Below are 20,820 nucleotides of genomic sequence, written 5' to 3'. Positions count from 1 at the left end.
CTGCCATAATCGTGAGGAATAAGACGAAAAGAATGAAAACTATTGTCTGAACAGACAACTATTAGAAAAGAAAAACGGAGAAAGTTTCGTCTTTCTCCGTAGATAGTATTACCTTTGCAATAGGTTATTCGAGTTATGCAAAGCGTTGTGTGTCATTGCAGAAGATAGGTCGCTAAATCATTACCTGCTGAAAATCATAACTCACAAGGCTGTTCATAGCCAATTACTTAGACCTAAATGATAGATTTTTTGAGAAAAAAATGATGAGTTATTTGCTAAATTCTACCCATGAAAACATCAACTTATGTGCCGATTTGTTTTGCAGAACAAAAAGATAACACCAAATGATTGCTCTTTTGGTGTTTATAGGTGACTACATAGTAGAATAGGGTAGAACCACTTTTTCTCAATAGGAAAAACGGTATTTTGTTATAACTTTATTTGTTTCATGATGGAATTAACTAACTCGTCAGACATGATGTCAGCCAAGTCTTTTAGTGACTTTGCATTTTTAATTTTTATAGCAACCTCACTATTTCCATCTTTTGGAACGTAATCTGAGACATTTATATCAGATAATAGTTCTGAATATTGTGACATATAAAATTCGTTCATATAATTATATTTTTAAAAGTTGTAATAATTGTCTAAGAATTGATGATTTTTCTTGGCATCAAAGTAATTTTTTCTTTTCATCCAAATAATACCATCCCCTTTGGAAATAACCATCACGTCAACTGGACCGCCAACGGTCTCTTGGTCGTAACTTACTTTCCTTTTGAGTGATGTAAGTGTTATAAGGCTTTCTGCGAAATCAGCCAAGTCTTCTTTTTCTAAGGTTCCAACAGAGTTTATAAATGGGGTTGTATATTCTTTCAGTTGAATGGTTCTGCTTAATTGCAAGAACTCTTTTCGGAATGGAGTTATATCGAGCTCCTTTATCTGCTTTGCAAGAGAATCGTTTGATGAAGATATGATAGACGCTAAAGCATTTTTCATTTTTGTAAAGGTCTGTTCTAAACTACTCAAATACACATTCTGCATCTTTGGGGAAACTCCATCAAGTATTGTTCGCATTACATCAGTTTGGGCAAATGGACAAATACCAGAATAGTTGTTTTTATCTATTCGAGAAGATTTCTTAACACTTTTGGCTAAAAGTCCGTCTATCACATTACCTACGGTACAATTGAAAACAGAGGGAAATACTTCTGATGAGCCATAACCTGCAAATACTAGTCCCGTTGTCCCTAAAGGAACTACGTCATGTGTAAATACAGCTTCTGTTGCATTTTCCAAACGAGAAAAGGAAATAGGTATATTTTCTTTTTGGAATTTACGGAATTCTTCTTTAATATCTTCTTGAACCAGTGATTTGAAAAAGCCTACCGTTTTCTGTGTAAAACCACCTAATAGTTTTTGGCTTTTCTTTTGTTCTAAATTGCTAAGCATATAATCTGCTTTCTCTGGTTCTTTTTTGCAAATCTCTAATAGTTGTCCCAGAAACTCTTTCACGGAAAACCTTAAATATTCATTAGCTTCTGAATCCGTACAATAATATTTTTTACGTTTAAGAAACTTCTGAAAATCATCAACGTATAATCTTATAGAATTAAATGATTTCTCTTTTAAAGACTGACGATACTCTTTTATGATAATCTCCCAAGGAGTTCCAATAAACTCTGCATTACCATATATGGCAATTGCAACAGGTTGGTATTTTGATAGGGCAAATAGCTTGTTCGCGCTATTCATAACTTTTCGCCCTCCACCCAATGTTGCTGCACTATCAGCTGCAATAGCAACAGCATGTTTATTTAAAACTCCAATAATTGCAGTCATGTTATTACAATCTTCATGGTTTGCTGCAAATTTAGGAAGTTTTTATCAATAAATCAACTTTCGTAATATAAATATTATTAAAGAAGTTTTTTAGTTATAAGAAAACAACTACTTGGCGTTTACGAGGATTTTTCTTGATATAAGATGGGTATCTTTGCTTTTAATTAAAGAGAATTTATATATTATAGGGTGCACTTCTAATTGGAAAGGGTGTAATATATAAGAGAGAGCGTTTATAGATTACGCTCCCTCCCTTTTTCATAACGATGCAATCGCGCAGTCTTTACGCCGTCATCGCAATGCCGTTACGCCGTAAAGAAAAGGCCTTTACGGCGTAACGGCGGGGCCACGACGGCCCCGTGGGCGCGCCTACCAGATGTGGGCGCGCTTGTTCTTGGGCAGGTACATCTTGTCGCCTTTCTTGATTTTGAAGGCCGTGTACCAGGCATCGATCTGGGGTAGGGCGGCGTTCACGCGCGCATAGTTGGGCGAGTGCACGTCAACGGTGAGCAGATACTTCACGTATTCGGGCGTGGCGTTCGAGGCCCACACGCGGGCCCAAGCCAGGAAGAACCGCTGCTCGGGGGTGAATCCGTCCTTCACGCCGATCGGATTCTGCTTCAGGGCGTTCTGTAGGGCGCGAAAGGCGATGTTCAGTCCGCCGTTGTCGCCGATGTTCTCGCCCAGTGTCTGCTGGCCGTTCACCTTGACGCCGGGCAGCACTTCGAACTGCGAGAAGTAGTCGGCCAGCGTCTTGGTGCGCGCGTCGAAGTTCTTCTTGTCCTGCGGCGTCCACCAGTTGCGCTGGTTTCCAGTCTTGTCAAACTGCGCGCCTTGGTCGTCGAAGCCGTGGCTCATCTCGTGACCGATGACGCCGCCGATGGCTCCATAGTTGGCCGCATCGTCGGCCTCGGGGTCGAAGAACGGCGGCTGCAGGATGGCTGCGGGGAAGCAAATTTCGTTGGTCGTGGGGTTGTAGTAGGCGTTGATGGTCTGCGGCGTCATGCCCCAGCGCGTTTTGTCCACCCTCTTGTTCACCGTGCGGCCGATGTAATCGTCGGTGGCCCAACGGCTGACGGCCTGCAGATTGGCATAGAGCGAGAGGCTGTCGGAAACCTGCAATCCGCTGTAGTCTTTCCATTTGTCGGGATAACCAATCTTGATGATGAAGCTGGCGAGCTTTTCCCTGGCCTGTGCCTTGGTCTCGGGACTCATCCATGTGGCCTCGTCGATGCGCTGGCCCAGGGCCGTCTGCAGGCTGTGCACCAGCTCGAGCATGCGCTTTTTGGAGCTCTCGGGGAAGTATTTCTCCACATAGAGCTTGCCGATGGCCTCGCCCAGCGTGCCGCTCACGAGGGTCACGGCGCGTTTCCAGCGCGGCCGATCCTGCTGGACACCGCTCCGCACCGAGCTGAGCTTGAAGGCTTCGGCGCGGAAAGCGTCGCTCAGTTGGCTTGACGCGCCGGCTATTACCTTGGCCTCGGCATAGGTCTTGAGGTCGTCGAGCGAGGCCTCGGCCAGTATCTTCTCCACCTCGTAGATGGGTTCGGGCTGGCTCACGTCCACCTGGTCGAAGGCGGGGAAGCCGCTGGCCAGGAACACGTTGCCCCAGTCGATGCCCGGAAACTGAGACAGGAGCTGCGCGTAGGACATCTTGTGGTAGTTGGCGTCAACGTCGCGCAGCTTCACCTCGTCGTAGCTGGCCTGGGCAATGCGCGTCTCGATGGCCAGCACGGTTTCCATCTTTTGCTGGGCCGTGGAGGCGTCGCAGCCAGTCATTTGGAAGAGTGTTTTCAGATAGTTTTTATAGGCATCGAGCACGCGTTTGTTCTGTCCTTCGGTGGTCAGATAGTAGTCGCGCGAGCCCAGTCCCAGCCCGCCCTGCGAGATGCTGACGATGTTCCAGTCGGCGTTGCGCATGTCGGCGCCGCAGCCCAGTCCGAACATCATCGTGGCTTCGCCGTTGCGGTCGAGCTGCGAGGTGACGAGCTGGTACTCGCGGCGGTCCTTGATGGCGGCAATCCTGTCGAGCGTGGGCTTGATGGGAGCCCAGCCCTCGCGGTTGAGGCGCGTGCTGTCCATCATGAGTTTGTAGAGTGAACCGATCTTCTGCCCGAGGGTGCCCTGCTGCTGCGGGGCGTCGGCATATTGCAGGATGAGCTCTTGGATACGGGTCTGGTTCAGTTCGTACAGGTCGGTGAAGGCTCCGTTGTCCGAGTGTTCGGCGTCGAGCGGGTGGGCCTTGAGCCAGCCGCCAGCGGCATAATGGTAGAAATCGTCGCCCGGACGCACCGAGGTGTCCAGGTTGTTCGGGTCGATGCCCGATGACAGGTTCTGGGCCATGGCTCCGGTTGCGGCGAGGGCCAGCCCCATCAGCATCATTCTTTTTTTCATGTGTATGGTTGTGTTAAATATAAATTCTTCGTGTCAGCCGGCGGTCAAGTGTCCGGATTGTGGCGGCAAAGAGCAGGCAGCCGGCCAGGCAGAGAGCCACGTTGAGGCCCACGGAGGGGATGGACTGCGTGAGAAGGAAGTCGTCGCCAAATGCCAACATGAGGGCGGTCGAGAGTGAGTTGTTGGCCACGTGCATCACGATGCCGGGCACCAGGCTGCCCGTGCGCACGTAGAGCCACCCCATGACGAGGCCCATGAGCGAGGCGCCGAACACCTGCACGGGGTTCATGTGCACCAGTCCGAAGATGAGGGCCGAGCCCACGATGGCCACCCACGGCCGCCGCGACAGGCGCAGCAACCCCTTGAGCACCACGCCACGGAACACGAGCTCCTCGCCGATGGGCCCGATGATGCTGATGGCCAGCGTGCCCAGCACGTTGTGCGAGAGCAGGGAAAACATGCCGGAGAGGTCGTCGTTCAGGTTCAGCAGTTCGCTGGCATAGGTCTCGGGCAGCGCGAAACCGATGGTCATCGCCACCGTGAGCAGACACAAGGCCAGGCGGTCGGCACGCGCGATGGGGCTCCAGCGGATGGCCGTCCACCGGCGTTTCAGGAGGAAGCGGATGACGAACACGTAGCCCAGCAGCACGGCCGCTGCGAGGAGCCAGGCCGAAACCTGCGCGTCACTGTGCCCGGCAATGGCATAATAGCCCAGCGCAAACGGCGCCACGACCAGCGCGCCGGCGATCTGCAACAGGAAAAACATCACAATGCCCCAGGCAATGCGCTTGGCGTTGGCTTTCTTTACATCTTCTCTTTGTCTCATACGGGTGGGGCCTTGCCCAGGTAGGTTAAAGTTGATGCAAAGGTAGCGGCTTTTTCAACAGATTGCAAGGAAAAGGCCGCTTTCGGGTAGGAAAATATCAATATTTAACGTTCGGCACGCACTTGCACGCCTGTCCGGCCCACGGAGAACGCGATGCGGGAATCCGTTGAAACGTCCGGCGTGTTAATATAGCTTAAATGCCGTGTTCCGTTTAGGCTGTTTTTTTAAATTTTGGCTACTTTTACAAAAAATTAAACCGGCGTCAAACGTGTGGAGACGCGCGTATGACCATCATCATTTCATCAATCAACCTAAATGCTTTTACGCTTATGAACAGAAGAAAACATTCGCAAGGATTGCCGTGGGTCGTGGCTTGTGCCATCGCAACCATGGGACTGTGGAGTGGAGGGCTCGCGGCTGCGGCAGCTCCCGCAACGCAAGTGGTGCAGCAGGTGGGTACCGTAAGGGGAACCGTGACCGACGCCAACGGCGAGCCCGTCATCGGTGCCACGGTTCGTGTGACCGGCACGAAGACAGCCACCGTGACCGACATTGACGGCAACTTCACGTTGCAGGCCGACAAGGGTGCCAGGCTCGAAATCTCCTATGTGGGCTATCAGACGCAGACCGTGACGGCCAGTGCGCAGACCCTCGTGCAGCTGAAGGAGGACGCGCAGACGCTGACCGACGTGGTGGTCGTGGGCTACGGCACGATGCGCAAGAAAGACCTCACGGGCTCGGTGGTGCAGATAGACCCGAGCAAGATTGCCGACCAGAACCCCAACAGCGTGCAGGACATCCTGCGCGGCACGCCGGGACTGCAGGTGGGCATGAGCACCACGGCCAAGGGCGGCGGCTCGCTGCAGCTGCGCGGACAGAACTCGCTCTACACCGAGGGCTCGCACAACTCGCCGCTCATCGTGCTCGACGGCATGCAGTTCAGCGGTGAACTGTCGGAAATCAACCCCGACGACATTGCCCAGGTGGACGTGCTGAAAGACGCCTCGTCGGCTGCCGTCTACGGTGCCAAGGCCGCCAACGGCGTGATTATCATCACCACCAAGAAAGGAAAGATGGGCAAACCCGTCATCAACGTATCGGCCAACCTGGCCGCCAACACCAAGGCGCAGTACCGCAAGATGTTCAATGCCGACGAGTACATGACCTATCGCGAGGACTGGTACAAGGCGCAGACCTACGGTTACCGGGCCGACGGCACGTGGGGCTACTACGGCACGGCCAGCGGCGTGCCCGAGGGCTACTACGACAATGTGCACAATCTCTGGAAGTACGGGCTGTCGACCGAGCAGTGGGCCACGACGGGCGCCAAGACCCTACAGGCTGGCGAGGACCTGCGCTCGCTCTATGCCCGCCGCATGGGACTCGATGCCGATGCCGCCCTTGTGATGCAGAACTATCTCGACGGCAAGTCCTACGACTGGGAGAAAGCCGTGTTCCGCACGGGCTTTGACCAGGACTACAACGCCAGCATATCGGGAGCCTCGGAGAAAGTGAACTACTATCTGAGCTTCGGCTACCTGCGCAACGAGGGCGCGGTGCAGGGCGACACCTACCATGCCTACCGTTCCAACCTGAAACTCAACGCCGACATCACCGACTGGCTCACGATGGGCGTCAACGTGAACTTCCAGGATCGCTCCGACGAGTCGAGCCCCGTGCCTTTCGGTTTCAACCTGTCCGAGAACCGCGTGGCCGACAACTATTGGGACAGCAACCAGCTGCGGCAGTCGCCTTACTCCTCGCGCTACGACGCCGACGGCCGCGAACAGCAGTACCCGAACAGCGGCAACCCCACCAACGGAGGCTACAATTACCACTTCGACCAGCAGTACATCAATCTGGAGAAGGGCTACACCACGCTGAATGTCATCTACAACGCCACGGTGAGACTGCCTTTCGGCTTCACCTATTCGTTCAACATCGCCCCGCGTCTGCAGTGGTTCTACAACCGCTACTTCCTCTCGGCCGAACTGCCCAACAGCACACCCTCGACGCGTGGCGCCGATCGCGAGATGTCGAAAACCTTTGACTGGAACCTCAACAACACGCTGACGTGGGACCGCACGTTCAATCGTGACCATCACTTCACCGTGACTCTTGTGCAGGAGGCCGAGAAGAACCAGTCGTGGAACGACCGCATCGAGGCCCGCAACATCATGCCAACCGACGTGCTCGGCTTCCACTACATCGCCGGTGCCAACAAGGCACAGAGCGCTTTCTCGGCCACCGACCGGGAGATAACGGCCGCCGCCTACCTGGGCCGACTGTTCTATGGCTACAAGGATCGCTACATGTTTACCGGCACTTTCCGTCGCGACGGCTACTCGGCATTCGGCATGAACAACCCGTGGGCCAACTTCTGGTCGCTCGGCGGCAGCTGGGTGTTCTCGGAAGAGAGCTTCGCAAAGCTGTCGTGGCTCGACTATGGCAAGCTACGCGTGAGCTACGGCACCAACGGCAACCGCTCGCTCAAGGACACTTACATTGCCTATTCCAACCTGTCGAACGGCGGACTCTACGCCTACTACGACTACGGCAAGACAAGTCAAAGCACGGTTCAGGCCCTGAGCATCGACCGGCTGGCCAACCCGAACCTGCAGTGGGAGAAGACCACATCGTGGAATGTGGGGTTGGATTTCGCCGTCCTGGGACAGCGGCTCTCGGGTAGCATCGAGTGGTACACCAAGCGCACGCACGACATGATTATGACGCAACGGCTGCCCAACTTCACTGGTTTCAGCGGCATCACCACCAATCTGGGCGAGGTGACCAACTCCGGCGTCGAGATAACGCTCAACTCACAGAACATCAAGAACAGGAATTTCATCTGGAACACCAGCCTCGGCTTCTCCTACAACAAGAACCGCATCAAGCATCTTTACTATGAATATGACAAGGATGGCAAGGAGGTGGACGACACTTCCAACGGCTGGTTCATCGGCAAGTCCATTGGTGAGATATGGTATTGGAAGACAGACGGCATCTGGCAGGCCAACGAAGCCGAGGAGGCTGCCAAGGTGAACCAGAAGCCCGGCGACCCCAAGGTGGTGAATGTCTATACCGAAGACGACAGGATCAACCCCGACGGCACGCGCACGCCCGTCTACAACGACAACGATCGCGTGTATCAAGGCACGACCAATCCGCCCGTCTACTGGACGCTGCGCAACGACTTCACGCTGTTCAAGGACTTTACGTTCTCTTTCTCAATGTACTCGTACATGGGCCACAAGAGCCGCGCCGGCTACTGGCTCAACGGTGACAACTCCGGCTCGATGTTTACCAACACCTGCAATACCTATAAAAAGGAGTACTGGACGCCGGACAATCCCACCAACGACTACGCCCGTCTGAACGCCGTGGGCCCGTCGGGCGTGACCGGCATTCAGAAGGTTTACAACCGCAGTTACGTGCGCGTGGACAACGTGACGCTGGGTTATACGTTGCCCAAGATGCTCACACAGAAGTGGGGTATTGAGCGCGTACACCTCTCGGCAGGCGTGCACAATCTGTTCACCATCGACAGTTGGGAATACGGCGATCCGGAAACAGGAGGGTTCTCCAACCGTCAGTTCTTGTTCGGCGTGTCGCTGACCATGTAGCGGTCACTGCTTTTTACTTATTCATTCAAAACACATCAACATGAAAAATAGCATCAACAACATAGCACGCGGGGCCCTGCTGCTGGCCATGGCAGGCTCCATGGCGGCCTGCTCGGACAGTTTTCTGGAGCAGAAGCCCTTGTCTTTCTACGAGCCCAGTGAGACTTATACCACAGAGGCGGGCCTGCAGTCGGCGCTGACGCAGTGTGACAAACAGCTGAAGACCTACCGCATCGACGGCAACTGGAACAATGTGGGCATCTTCACCAACTACCTCATGTCCGACGTGGGCATGTATGCTAAGACCGACATGGGCGGCGGATTTCAGGACAATTTCGACGCCAAACTCACACCCACGTCGGGTATGGCTGGCGGTGGTGACGGCAACTACATGCAGCGGTTCTGGGATCAGGGCTACAATATGGTGAAGTATGCCAACTCCATCCTGTCGTATGCCAGCCAGGTGAAGGGGCTTGACGATGCCACGCGCGATGCCTACGTGGGACGCGCCTACTTCCACCGGGCCTATGCCTACTACAATCTCTGTCTGCAGTTTGGCGACATACCGTTGGTGACGAAACTGCTCCAGGTGCCCAAGCGCAACTATACTTCGACGAGCAAGGAGGCTGTGTTCCAGATGCTTGTGCGCGATTTGGAGTTTGCTGTGCAGCATGTTCCGGCGCAGAGCAAGATGCAGTATGTGGGCCAAGTGAACCAGGAGGCTTGCATGCAGCTGCTCATCAAGTGTTATCTGGTCGTGGGCGAGTATGCCAAGGCCGAGGCCATGGCCACCGATCTTATCAGCAATCACGGACTGGAGCTGATGACGGATCCGTTCGGTACCTGGCAGCCGTCGGGTGAGGAAAAGACTTGGAAAGTGACGCGCAACGTGGTGTGGGATCTGCACCGCACGCCCAACATCGCCAATCCGGCCAACAAGGAGACCATCATGATGATTGTCAACTCCAACGACGAGGATTTCGCCACCTATAATATTATGCGTGCCGTCTTCGTGCACTGGAGCAACAGCGTCATCCGCGACCCGCACGGAATGGCCACACCGGGTAACAACATTGCCCGCAACAACGCGAACTACAACGACACGCTCGACTGGGTGCGCGCGGCCGGACGCGGCATTGCCGTGAACCGTACCTCGTACTATTTCAACAAGACCATCTGGAACTACGACGGAGAAACCGACTGGCAGGACCTGCGCCACAACCGTGAGGTGGGCAACTGGATGGAGATGGAGGACTTCAAATACAACAATCGCAAGTCCACCTGCTACGGCCAGCACTACCAACTCTATGCCACCGAGGACTACGTGGGGGCCGACGGCAAGGTGCTTGTCCATAAAGGCGACATCCTCTGCTCGGACACCATCCGCTCCTGGTACCCCACACCGCTCTACCAACTCTACATCAAGGACGAGGTGGCCGAGGCCAATCAAGGGGCCAACCAGTTCCAAGGCGCACAGGGCAAGGGCTGCAACGGCGACATGTATCTGTTCCGTCTGGCCGAGACTTACCTGTTGCGTGCCGAGGCCCGCTTCTATCAAGGCAATGCTGCCGGAGCTGCCGAGGATGTGAATGCCGTGCGCCGACGGGCCAATGCCAAGAAGATGTTCACCACAGTGACCATCGGCAACATTATGGACGAGCGTGCGCGCGAGCTGTACCTCGAGGAGTTCCGTCAGGCTGAGATGGTGCGTGTGAGCTGGTGTCTGGCCCGCAGCGGCAAGCCCGACGAGTGGGGCAACACCTATAGCCTCGACAACTGGGACAAGCAAGAGGGCACCGACCTCAGCGGCGGCAGCTACTGGTATCGCCGCTGCACGCACTACAACGTGTTCAACCACGAATACGGCAGGGGTCAGCAGGGCAACCAGAGCTTTGAGTACAAGGTGAACAAGCACAATCTCTTCTGGCCTATCCCCAACAGTGCCATCACGGCCAACAACCAAGGCACGTTGCGCCAGAACTTCGGGTACGACGGTTATAGCGAGAGTATACCCATGTGGACCAACTATGCGGATGCCATCGCCGACGAGGATGTAGCCGGAAGCACGGCCGTCACGCCGACATCACAGAACTAACGTCATCATCCCTGCCTGTTTGTGGCTGTGGGCGGCACAAGAGTCGCCGCCTTTTGCCATGGACGGGCAGGGTTGTTGTGGTAAGTACAGATAGCTCACTGTCCTTTTAGAACTTTTCCACTTTTTGTAGTTAGCCTAATAACTTGTGCTTTCTCGGTAGCAAAGACAACCGAATGTCGGCTCGCGTATGACCTTCCGCAATTGTAACTTACTTGAAAATTTGTATCTTTGCAGTAGTAATAACAACCAGGCAAAGATATTGGTATGGGGTGAAACGGCAAGGAATGCTACATGAAATGACCGCTGAAGTCGGGGGGAGGGGCTACACAATCGGAAGATCCGCCGTCTCTTGCATTCATGATCCAAGTGAAAAGCATGGGGCCGAAAATGGGCGTGAGGGGGACGTTCAGGAAATAATACAGAATCCTGTCTGCCCAACAGGTGCCTTCAGTGAGGAACCGCTTGCGGCGGAAAAAGGCTATGATGAGAAACAATGCCGTTATCATATGGTGCAACTTTGAATATTTGTATTGCAAATATAGGCCATTTGGATGGGAAACACAAGGAGAAACCCCTATTGATGACGGAAGAACCCCTATGGGTACGTCAGATCTCGACGGCCCGGCTTGAGCTTGCCGCGGAACTCGCGCCGTACCTCGTCGGTGAGACCGTAGCGGAGCTTGGGGAAGACGTGCTTGTAAAGGATGGGCCACACGAGCTTGTTGTAGAGGTTGGCACGACCCTTGGCCCGCGTGGCCGAGGTGGCGGTACTGGATGTCGAGGAAACTGAGGTGTTCTGTGATATGAGGCAAAGGTAACAGTACCAAGGGAGAGTCGAAAGGACAATAGAAGGTTAAGCGGCTGAAAGCAGCCAAATTAGGGCAAGGCTTGCAGCAAGGACGTGAAAGGCGATGGTTATGCGGACATTGGCAGCACTGTTGCCGGGAGCCCAGAGCCACGCCCAAAGGATGGAACCAGCCACGGGTATGCCCATGGAGAGGGCAAAGAAGAGCAGGAAGCCTCCGAAGCCCTTGCCGGCCACGAGGAATGGGGCAAGGAGGAGAAGGAGTGATGCGTAAAGGATGTAGAAGAAAAGCATAATTGACGTAAATTTAACTTCCTCAAATATATCCTACATTGATTATCAATGATTTATATTTGTATGGTACAAAAATGTCTCCTCAATTTGAGTAGTATTGATTAGTAAACATCTTGGATGTTATCACTATAGTCACCTTTATTTCATGTATGCAATATAGTTGTAATCTTATTGCCGACTCTAAATTTAAGCCTCTATTTATTTTTGGATCTTGTTTTGTTACCTCTAGCTTTCTTACTACCAATGTTATTCTTAACTTGTGGTATTCCCGTTTCAATACCGCTACTGCATCTACAATCTGTTAATAGTACCAAAGTATTATCGAGATTCCTATATTCCGTTTTCAAGTTGTCAAAATCTACAATACTCCCATCCTTATGAACATCAAATACCCAAAATACAGATAAGCAAGCATTAGTTGCGTTAGTGTATTGAACAAATTTCTTTTTATACTGCTGACGCTTTTTTTTCTCTTTAATCTCTTTATTATTAAGTAGTTTAAGTTCAACCATGATAGGATCGCATAAACCATATCTAATAAGAAAATCAGTGCGCTTATTATCCTGAAGAGCCACTTCTCTATCAATTTGAATGGTTTCCAATCCCATCTGACAACACTTATTTATAATGGTATTCTTCAATTCTCGCTGAATATAGTCCTCGCTCAAACTTTGTTGACGCACTAAAGCATATATACCTTGATCTTGAATCTCTTTCTGAACTTCGTACTGAATCTTTGAAAAGTATCGCCTTAAATCACCATTATTTCGAATTTGCAAATAAAACTCGTCAATACACCTATTATACAGCTTAATAGCCTTACTAATAGTTATTCTTTCATTTTTCAAGAAAATATTTTCGGCATTATTCATAATGCTGTAAGCAAGATAACTCATGTTTGTTGCGTTAAATGCCTCCACTCTCTTTCGCAATTCTGAAATATAAGTGATTTTATTTGTATTCACAAAGAATAAATATATCTGTTTAAGAAGATAACTTGAGTATTCCTGAGTATCTGGCTTTACGGATAAAGATAACCCAAAATCAAACAAATCAAACATTTGATTAATGAGCCCATCATTATCTTTTATATTCATAAAACATCTAAACATATATGGGTTGGAACTAATCATTTCAGATTCTTCCCTAGAGATACAACGAGCATGTCCCGTTTCGTTATGAACGGATTTGGTAACATTAGCTCTAAGATATTCTATTCTCCAGTTTATAGCTTCTGATTCTTGAAATTTTTCTATCATGATAGCATTGCACTGCATTTTAACGCTTTCAATACTTTCATCTTCAAGGCTACCAAACAGCTTTTTATACTTATTTATATCCCACTTACAATAATCTTCTGAGATAAGCTCCAAGGCACGAGAAGCTGCTATTCTGTTTCCAAGACTCGCATCCTCTTTATATTTTTCGATATACTCCTCCAGCTTATAAGATAAAGCATCAATGCCATAGTCGGTAATGCAAGTAAAAATATCATCAGAGCTAATATTCAAGAAATCATCTTTCCGTGCTTTCCACCACTCCACAATCCTTGATACCTCTTCTTTATTTATATTTCCTATAACAGACTTATATATGTTTTTTATTTCACGAGAATCAAAGTCCGCTGTACGACATACTATTGGTAGGGTCTTTATTAATATATCCTTATATTTTTCCAAAAGAGCATTGCAACCTAAATGATGCATTACTCTCACATAGGAAGGTATTTTTACCAATGCTAATGATAAACGATGGGAATTTTCTCCATTTTTTTTCAATATCAGTTTATCCAAATCAATCCCGTTAAAGAAATCAGTAATAACATCCACAATAGGCTTATGATCTTGCTTGCTTAAAAAATCAATGCTTTTAGAAAGTTCAAAAGCTAATTCATATTTATCGTATTCAGATGTTTCTTGTTTTGAAAGTCTCTGATATGCTTTTGATAGCGATGGGGCATAGTCTCTCTCTTGCTTCATCTCGTTTGAGTTCTTATCCCACTGTTCAAAGGTATTTTCGTAACGTTTTATATAATCAGATATGGTACATTTCTTAGATTCGTCCTTTCGTATTTTGTTTATAAGATAAATTAGAATATTGTCTTTGTTCCACTTTTCTGCATCTATATCATTCAATAACTTTTCTAATTTAGATAATAAATCCGCATCGATCAGAACTGCGTCAAACGTCCTAAATAGATCTTCTAGTTCCCATATATCTTTCTCAAAGCAATTAAAAAATATCATCCCTGTTTCTTCTTCCAGTAAAATTTGTTTAACTACAGTATTGATTTCTTTTAGAGAAGAATAGTTCCTATTTTTTACAAAATATGCAATGACTTTTGTCATAAGGTTTCTTCTATCTTGATTGAATTTCCAAACAACATCAAACTGCTTTTTCAAATAAAAATCGTAAAGAACAAGTAAAGATCCCTTGGGATTAAAGAAATCACGAATTCTTTTCGAAAGAATCTTATTATATGCATAGATTATTGATTCAGGATCATCAATGTACAGAACTGCATTTATTGCTTCAGGATTACTTTTGTCGCAATAAGTCAACCAACAGTCAATTACTAACTTGTCTGTAATTTTTCGATATCCAGTTACTTCTATATACTTTTGCTTTACATCCTCAGTAAAGCTATTAAAAGTACTTGCTAACTCTCTAAGTTCCTCATCATCCTTAAGTGCATAGTAAAAATTTAAAGCAATCTGTTGCATTTCACTATCCTTAGTTCCCATAAGTGCTCTTGCAGCATCTTCCCAATGTTTTATTACACTTTCATCGAGTTTGTTATTTTCAACAAGTCCTTCAAGTATAGCATAAATATTGGTTAATTGTATCTTGTTAAGCTGGTCAGAAGAAATCTTTAATATAGTATTACAACTAGAAGTATAGCATTCTTGTATTAAATTCTGAATAGGACCTCTCCATTTAATGTATGCCGGTACACGCTGATAATGTTCAAATAGATTTGAAAACAACTCTTTTCGTTGCTGAACTCCAAGAGTAGATGGATTAACATATCTTAGAAGCGATTCGAAAGTTTCGTTCTCAAGATGTGACTCATAGGATGTAATGAGCTTAAAAACATTAACGAATGAATCACTTCTGCCCTCCGAATATGAAAGATGAGGAATCACATCATACCAATTAGGATAAATATGCTTTAGTTCCTTTTGCACAGCGACATCGTAAAGCACACTTTCTATATTTTCTTGTCTACCAAGCTCCTTAGCTGCAAGATATTCTTGTATCTCTGAATTTCCAAATTGTAATATTCCATTTGTTTCTTTCAATATACGACTTTCAAAGAAAAGAAGGTCAAAATTGGCTACAAGCATATGTGCCATATTTCCCTTTAACTCGTCTATAATCGTGTACAAGTCGTCTTTTGAAATTTTGTCTTTACGACTTATTTCCATAATGAAAGCAATTTTTTCTATGACCCTTTTAATAAGAGCCTTAAAGTTGTCTTTCCTAACAGGTTTGTCATATGTTGTTAGAGCTTCATCTACTGATTTGTCAATAATAAACTCAAATAGTTCTCCAATATTTGAGATACCCTCTCTTTGATTCTCACTTTCTAGTAGAAACATCAAATACCTAGGTATTGATAGAAGCTTCCTTAATTTTGGACTTCTATTTATATTTTCTTTCGTGACATCAGCACATGTATCAATAATATTTGTTACTTCTTGATCGTCTAATCTATTTACTTCTACAAAAACTAATTTAGTACAAGAAGAGAAAAAACTTGCATAAGATACAACATAGTGTTTTCTACAGGAGAACATTACTTTCACATCCTGATGTTCCTCCTTATATTGCTTTATAAGTTGTAGTGTATAAGAGAAACCGCTTCCATCAACTTCATCCAAGGCATCCACAATGCAGTATTCAATATCTGATGGAATTACTTTCGGTTTAAACTCGGACGCATTACAAAAAGAAAATGACTTTTCTGTAAGTTTTGTCTTTACTTCAGAAATAAGCCTACTTTTACCCACACCTGGTTCGCCTACGATACAGACAAAGTTTTCGCTCAACAAATCATCAATTGACAAAAAATTGTCTCTGTCAAATAAAGACGGAGTTTTACTTTCGTTCTTTAGCAGCTCATCGATATTTGAGTATTTAGTTATTTGAGGTACGATATATTCCATCATTACATTCTTTTTAATGTCATATGGTATTTTTGCTTCTAACTAGGGAAACCGATAGGAATCCATATTGTATAATGTATTATTTCAATTCTTAAATTGTTACTTTTTCAGATGTCTATACTTAATAATACAGATAGAAAAACATTGTTAATCATTTTTTTCATAATAATAAGAATAGTCAACACCCTTCATAAACATTTCTCTATCATCAATCTTTGTAGTGAGAGTTGGCAGCACCAAAGCCTTGATATGTGTGCTATCAGAAACACTCTCGCGCATGGCTGTCAGATATTCGTTTTTGTCTATTTGGCTCCAATCCACACATCGTTTGAGAGAAGACTTCAGCATGAGGTCGAGCCAAATGCGAGTACTGCGACCATTACCCTCCATAAAAGGATGAGCTACATTCATCTCTACATATTTGTCCATTATCTCATCAAAGGTTGTTTCAGGCATTCGCTCTATTGTTTGCAGGGTTTCGGGGAAGTGCATACAATTAGCAAACGTAAAGCCTCCTTTGGATATATTCTTAGTTCGGATTTGTCCTGCAAAGTCATATAATCCTCCAAAGAGATAAGCATGTATCTGTTGCAGACACTTTATGCTTCCCGGCTTTGCCGATTGCAAGATTGCACTCTCAAAAAGTTGGTAGGCTTTCTTCTTACTCTGCCCATCAATGGTGTTGTCGCTGTAGGTAAACCAATCGAGAAATGACATTGCCTTGCTGTTAGGCATAGCCTTTGCCAATAAGACTACGCCCTCGCTATCCAGCATATCCGTCAATCGCTGTTTCCCATCCGGGGCTTGCATTTTGAACCGGTTAGTGGCACTAACCAGTTCGTTATTCTCTTTCTTCAACTTTATTTTGAGATACTTCCAATAGTTTCTGGTCTTTTGGTAATCATCTTGCTCGTTAATTGCAGTAATGATGTCCAGCACAGAGAACCACCACTTATTGTGTTCGTCGTCCCATACCGCCCTTACTTCACGGTCGTTGAAAAAACGAATAGATTTTTTATGTTGCTCTTTATGTTCTGTCATAATAAAAACGTTACTCATCTGGTGTGTTAATCAAATCTTTTGGATTCACCTGCAAGATCTCTGCAATCCGGAATAGTAATTCAAGGCTTGGCTGTCGACGATTGCAAACGTATGAATTCACAATAGTGAAACTCTTACCAAGTTTCTCCGCAAGCCATGTCTGCTTAATCCCCTTTTCGTTAAGCACCTCTTTTATTCTGTTGGTTGGACTTTCCATAAATATCATCTGATTGTTTGCAAATATAGTAAATATTCTTGTATAAAGAATAAAAAAGAGGAGATATTTCCTCCTCTTTCAAAAGTTTTATATCCACAATCCTATTTATTCTTCTTGTTTTGTAAGTTATTCTGCATTAGACTATCTGCTTTTGCTTTCAGTCCCACATTATAATCATCTGTATGCTTTTTGATTCTTTTAATTATTGCAGCATTACGATGAATGTCAAACACATCATTGAGCCATAGGATTTCCTTTGGGCTGCATCCTCTCCATACTCTGATGATTCGGAATTTCAAAGCATCATCTTCATATTGCTGTTTGCGTTGCCACAAGAAGTAGTTGCTGACCAATGAAACAAAACAAAGGACAGATACTGCTACCATATAAGTAAAGACTTTCGAGGACTTGAGGTCAAAACTGTGCCTGTGAATATGTTCCTGCGGTATTGGATGCTCTTTATTCTCCTGCCACTCGTGCAACATGGTCAAGACACTTGCCACCAATTTGTCCATGGATTTAGCCTCCTCGTCCTTGATACGCACTTGCACACCAATGTACTTGTTAAGTATATCTTTCGTCCGCTGTTCATACTGATTGAGCAATTTCTGTTCTTTCTGCTCATCACTTTGTGCTAGTGTAGATTGAACAGGGAGGGAAACAGAACCGTTCTCCTTTTCTTTCAACTCCTTTAGCTCCCTGTAAATTGTCTCCAGTTTGTTTTTGATTTCCTCAAAGAGGACAAATGTATTATTATCTGCCATAGTTATAAATGTATTTTACGTTTTTTCTTTTTCTTCTTTTTGTCGAGTGTGTTGTAAACCTTCGCAGGGATAGTGCCATGAGTCTGGAACAATCCCAATCCTCCTTCTATGAGGTTGTTGGTAATTTCGCTCGTAACATCTGCAACATTAGATATAAGATTTATCGTTCCTTGCATCTGCTGTTCTTGTTCCCTGTTTTTCTGTTGCAGGGCAAAGTCTATCTTGGAATAACTGAAACCCCTATCCACTTTAGAGCCATTGAAATGATAACCGTTCTTTTCAAAGATGATACCCTGCACCTCCTGTGAGTTGCTTTTGAACTTAAAGCGGACATCAATATCTTGCTTTTTCAAGTAAGCAAGAAGATCTTTCCAATTCCTGCACTGAGCAATCTCTGCTTTCAACGTCTGATAGATTTCATACTTGGTCTTATCGGGTTCTTTCAGGTTGTCTTACTCCACAACTCTCGATGAGGTCTGTTCCTTTCTTCGCATCAAGAATGTAATTTATTAATCCTGCGTATTCAGTTTCATCGTGGTGCGGTATTTCTTCTTTTCGGCTGCGCCTTTGGACGAAAAAGCATGAACTTACTACTCTGAAAAACAGATCATACGGAGAATTCCTTTCAGATTATTTGGCCGTTTCAGAATTTTGTCATACCTTTGCCACCGTGAACGAATTAGCAATATCATATCAGAGCAATGACAGCATGCGAAGAATCTTGAATTTCTTTGCATCTTTTTGCATTGATTATTTGGTAGTTCCAAATAATTTGCTAACACACACACACACACACATTCGCACTTAGCGTCGTGTAACCATTTTTTTAGTTTTATTCTACGCGCGCGTGAGAAGCGTGCGAATCCCATAAACAAAGGGCTCCAAGGAGTTCTCTTTGTTCGCTTTTCGTGCCCTTTTGCCAAGCCACGCAAGAGGGAAATAACGACGATTATTCAGGTTAAATATTCAACAATAAAACAAAGAAATATGAAGAAAATCATTTTACTTTTCTTAGGTTGTATAGCATCGCTTATGCTCCATGCACAATCTCGTTATGATTTTGCAATCCCAAACGACAATGGCTTACCGTTGTATTATAAAATTTCTGACCCCGTCAATCATTATCTCACCCTCGTTCCTTCAAGGTATGGCGATCCCGATCAGTACACCAAAACATACGACAACCAGATGCAAGCATTAGGGCTCGACACTCTTCGTATTCCAGCGACAGTACAATATAGCGGTACCACTTATTATGTAAAAGAAATCGGAGATGGAGCTTTAAGTAATTTTTATCTCTATGGACTTGTCATCATTCTTCCGGAAGGGCTAACCACTATTGCCGAAAGAGGTCTTGATGTAGCTTATTCGCTTAAAGCGGTAAACTTTCCGTCTACATTGACCCGTATTGGAGAGTATGCTTTAAGTGCAGCCGGCAGTATCGGAAGACATTTGTCTCCACCTTACCATACTACGTACGACTTCTCGAAAACGCAGTTAACAGAGATGAAGAATGTTTTCGAATATAATTTTGATTTGGAAAAGATAGTATTCCCAGAAACATTGAAAACTATAACCGGGATAATTGGCAGCGATACAGATGCAGACAACTTTGTTAGTATAACAATTCCTGCTGCTGTCGAAACTATCGGATATTTTGCAGGGAAGAATCTCAATACCATCTACATGAATCCAGTCACTCCGCCTATAACAGCAGAGGCTTCTCTCAATATCAATTCTACGGCTACGGTTTATGTTCCTATTGATGCGACAAGGGCTTATGAAACCGCCCCCAAGTGGTCAGCGTATGCTGGTCAGTATCGCGAGCAGGTGTACATCGGCGCCACCGGCTACACCACCTACTACTTAGAAAACGAGAATTTCCTCGTTCCCGCGGGCTGCACCGCCTACATCATCACCGGCGTCACGCCCAGCGGCAGCATCACCACTCCCGACCAAGCCATCGTGAAGGCTTTCGGCGCAGGCAAGATTATCCCCAAGCAGACTGGATTTATCCTGCAAGGGCCAGCCAACAGCACCGTCATTTATCAGGCCAACGTTACCGGCACCGAAGAAAATGTCACGGGCAACCTCCTCGTGGGCACAGCTACCGAGCAAGAGATTAGCGGAGCCGGTTACAAATATTACATCCTTTCGAACAGCGGCGACCAAGGCCTCGGCTTTTACAAACAAGGCACGCGCGCCGGCGCCTCCATCAAACTGAAACCCCACCGCGCCGGCCTCCGTCTGCCCGCAGCCATCGCCCGCGCCAAGCGCTTCATCGTTGACTTCGACGCTGCCCGCGAGGAAGCCGAAACCACCGGCATCCGCGGCATCCGACCCACCGGACAACCCCAAGACAACGCCGTCTACGACCTCCAAGGCCGCCGCGTGACACGCCCCACCCGCGGCATTTACATCGTGAACGGAAAGAAAGTAATCATCAACCAATAAAAAAAACAAGCATCATGAATCATAAAAAAACATACACGGCTCCTCATACCGAAATCGTACGCATCGAGCCCGCAGAAAACCTCGCCCAGTTCGTCGTTAGTTCCCATTCCGTCGGCGAAGACCAAGGTCTGGCCAAGCCCGGCGACTTCTTCGACGAAGACGAGGAAGCCGGCGATTGCTGGAACGAAAATCCCACGGGAAATTTGTTAAAGACAGCGGGAAATGCAAAATTCCAATAGAAAGTGAAGATTGTAGGCCTACGAAAGTCAAATTCCAATGGAAAGTGAAGATTGTAG

14 protein-coding genes and 1 pseudogene are annotated in these 20,820 nt (G+C 46.9%); 4 read left to right on the top strand and 11 right to left on the bottom strand.

What is annotated here, in order from left to right; translation table 11 throughout:
- Nucleotides 1–429 precede the first annotated feature (429 nt).
- From L888_RS0110480 to L888_RS0110465, 4 genes are all read right to left on the bottom strand, one after another.
- Nucleotides 430–615 carry a hypothetical protein gene (locus tag L888_RS0110480; protein ID WP_027952861.1) on the bottom strand — a complete coding sequence of 62 codons (186 nt, stop codon included), beginning with the start codon at nt 613–615 and terminating at the stop codon, nt 430–432.
- A gap of 12 nt (nt 616–627) precedes the next feature.
- Nucleotides 628–1,842, bottom strand: coding sequence for a hypothetical protein (locus L888_RS0110475; RefSeq protein WP_027952860.1), 1,215 nt, complete (start codon nt 1,840–1,842; stop codon nt 628–630).
- Between the two features lie 369 nt (nt 1,843–2,211).
- Nucleotides 2,212–4,236: a M13 family metallopeptidase gene (locus L888_RS0110470; RefSeq protein WP_027952859.1), complete on the bottom strand. Its 2,025-nt coding sequence runs from the start codon at nt 4,234–4,236 to the stop codon at nt 2,212–2,214.
- A 13-nt stretch (nt 4,237–4,249) separates the two neighbouring features.
- On the bottom strand, nt 4,250–5,062 hold the full coding sequence (locus L888_RS0110465; protein ID WP_027952858.1) for a CPBP family intramembrane glutamic endopeptidase: 813 nt from the start codon (nt 5,060–5,062) through the stop codon (nt 4,250–4,252).
- 329 nt (nt 5,063–5,391) lie between these two features.
- Here L888_RS0110465 and L888_RS0110460 point away from each other — a divergent pair, with 329 nt between their 5' ends.
- Nucleotides 5,392–8,685 carry a SusC/RagA family TonB-linked outer membrane protein gene (locus tag L888_RS0110460; protein WP_449404771.1) on the top strand — a complete coding sequence of 1,098 codons (3,294 nt, stop codon included), beginning with the start codon at nt 5,392–5,394 and terminating at the stop codon, nt 8,683–8,685.
- Nucleotides 8,686–8,725: 40 nt separating this feature from the next.
- Complete coding sequence (locus L888_RS0110455; RefSeq protein WP_027952856.1) at nt 8,726–10,780, top strand: RagB/SusD family nutrient uptake outer membrane protein; 2,055 nt, start codon at nt 8,726–8,728, stop codon at nt 10,778–10,780.
- A 287-nt stretch (nt 10,781–11,067) separates the two neighbouring features.
- On the opposite strand, the gene L888_RS0110450 is transcribed toward L888_RS0110455, so the two are convergent.
- The 7 genes and pseudogenes from L888_RS0110450 to L888_RS13620 form a co-directional block, all read right to left on the bottom strand.
- Nucleotides 11,068–11,286, bottom strand: a complete 219-nt coding sequence (locus tag L888_RS0110450; RefSeq protein WP_027952855.1) for a hypothetical protein — start codon at nt 11,284–11,286, stop codon at nt 11,068–11,070.
- Nucleotides 11,287–11,633: 347 nt separating this feature from the next.
- Nucleotides 11,634–11,879 (bottom strand): hypothetical protein, encoded by a 246-nt coding sequence (locus tag L888_RS0110440; protein ID WP_027952853.1) that lies wholly within the window; start codon nt 11,877–11,879, stop codon nt 11,634–11,636.
- Nucleotides 11,880–12,073: 194 nt separating this feature from the next.
- Entirely contained in the window at nt 12,074–16,051 is a 3,978-nt protein-coding gene (locus tag L888_RS0110435; RefSeq protein ID WP_027952852.1) for an NACHT domain-containing protein, read from the bottom strand.
- A gap of 144 nt (nt 16,052–16,195) precedes the next feature.
- Nucleotides 16,196–17,107, bottom strand: a complete 912-nt coding sequence (fic, locus tag L888_RS0110430) for a protein adenylyltransferase Fic (protein WP_027952851.1) — start codon at nt 17,105–17,107, stop codon at nt 16,196–16,198.
- Nucleotides 17,100–17,306, bottom strand: coding sequence for a helix-turn-helix domain-containing protein (locus tag L888_RS0110425; protein WP_027952850.1), 207 nt, complete (start codon nt 17,304–17,306; stop codon nt 17,100–17,102). Before L888_RS0110425 ends, fic begins: the two co-directional genes overlap by 8 nt.
- 101 nt (nt 17,307–17,407) lie before the next feature.
- Nucleotides 17,408–18,070, bottom strand: coding sequence for a hypothetical protein (locus L888_RS0110420; protein ID WP_027952849.1), 663 nt, complete (start codon nt 18,068–18,070; stop codon nt 17,408–17,410).
- 2 nt (nt 18,071–18,072) lie between these two features.
- Nucleotides 18,073–18,516, bottom strand: a pseudogene (locus L888_RS13620) (mobilization protein); the annotation flags it as partial.
- Between the two features lie 541 nt (nt 18,517–19,057).
- Here L888_RS13620 and L888_RS0110410 point away from each other — a divergent pair.
- Entirely contained in the window at nt 19,058–20,524 is a 1,467-nt protein-coding gene (locus tag L888_RS0110410; protein ID WP_027952848.1) for a leucine-rich repeat protein, read from the top strand.
- Between the two features lie 14 nt (nt 20,525–20,538).
- Nucleotides 20,539–20,763, top strand: a complete 225-nt coding sequence (locus L888_RS0110405; protein ID WP_027952847.1) for a hypothetical protein — start codon at nt 20,539–20,541, stop codon at nt 20,761–20,763.
- Nucleotides 20,764–20,820: the final 57 nt, after the last annotated feature.

Source organism: Hallella seregens ATCC 51272, assembly GCF_000518545.1.
Lineage (GTDB): Bacteria > Bacteroidota > Bacteroidia > Bacteroidales > Bacteroidaceae > Prevotella > Prevotella seregens.
This window is presented reverse-complemented; position numbering and strand designations above follow the sequence as displayed.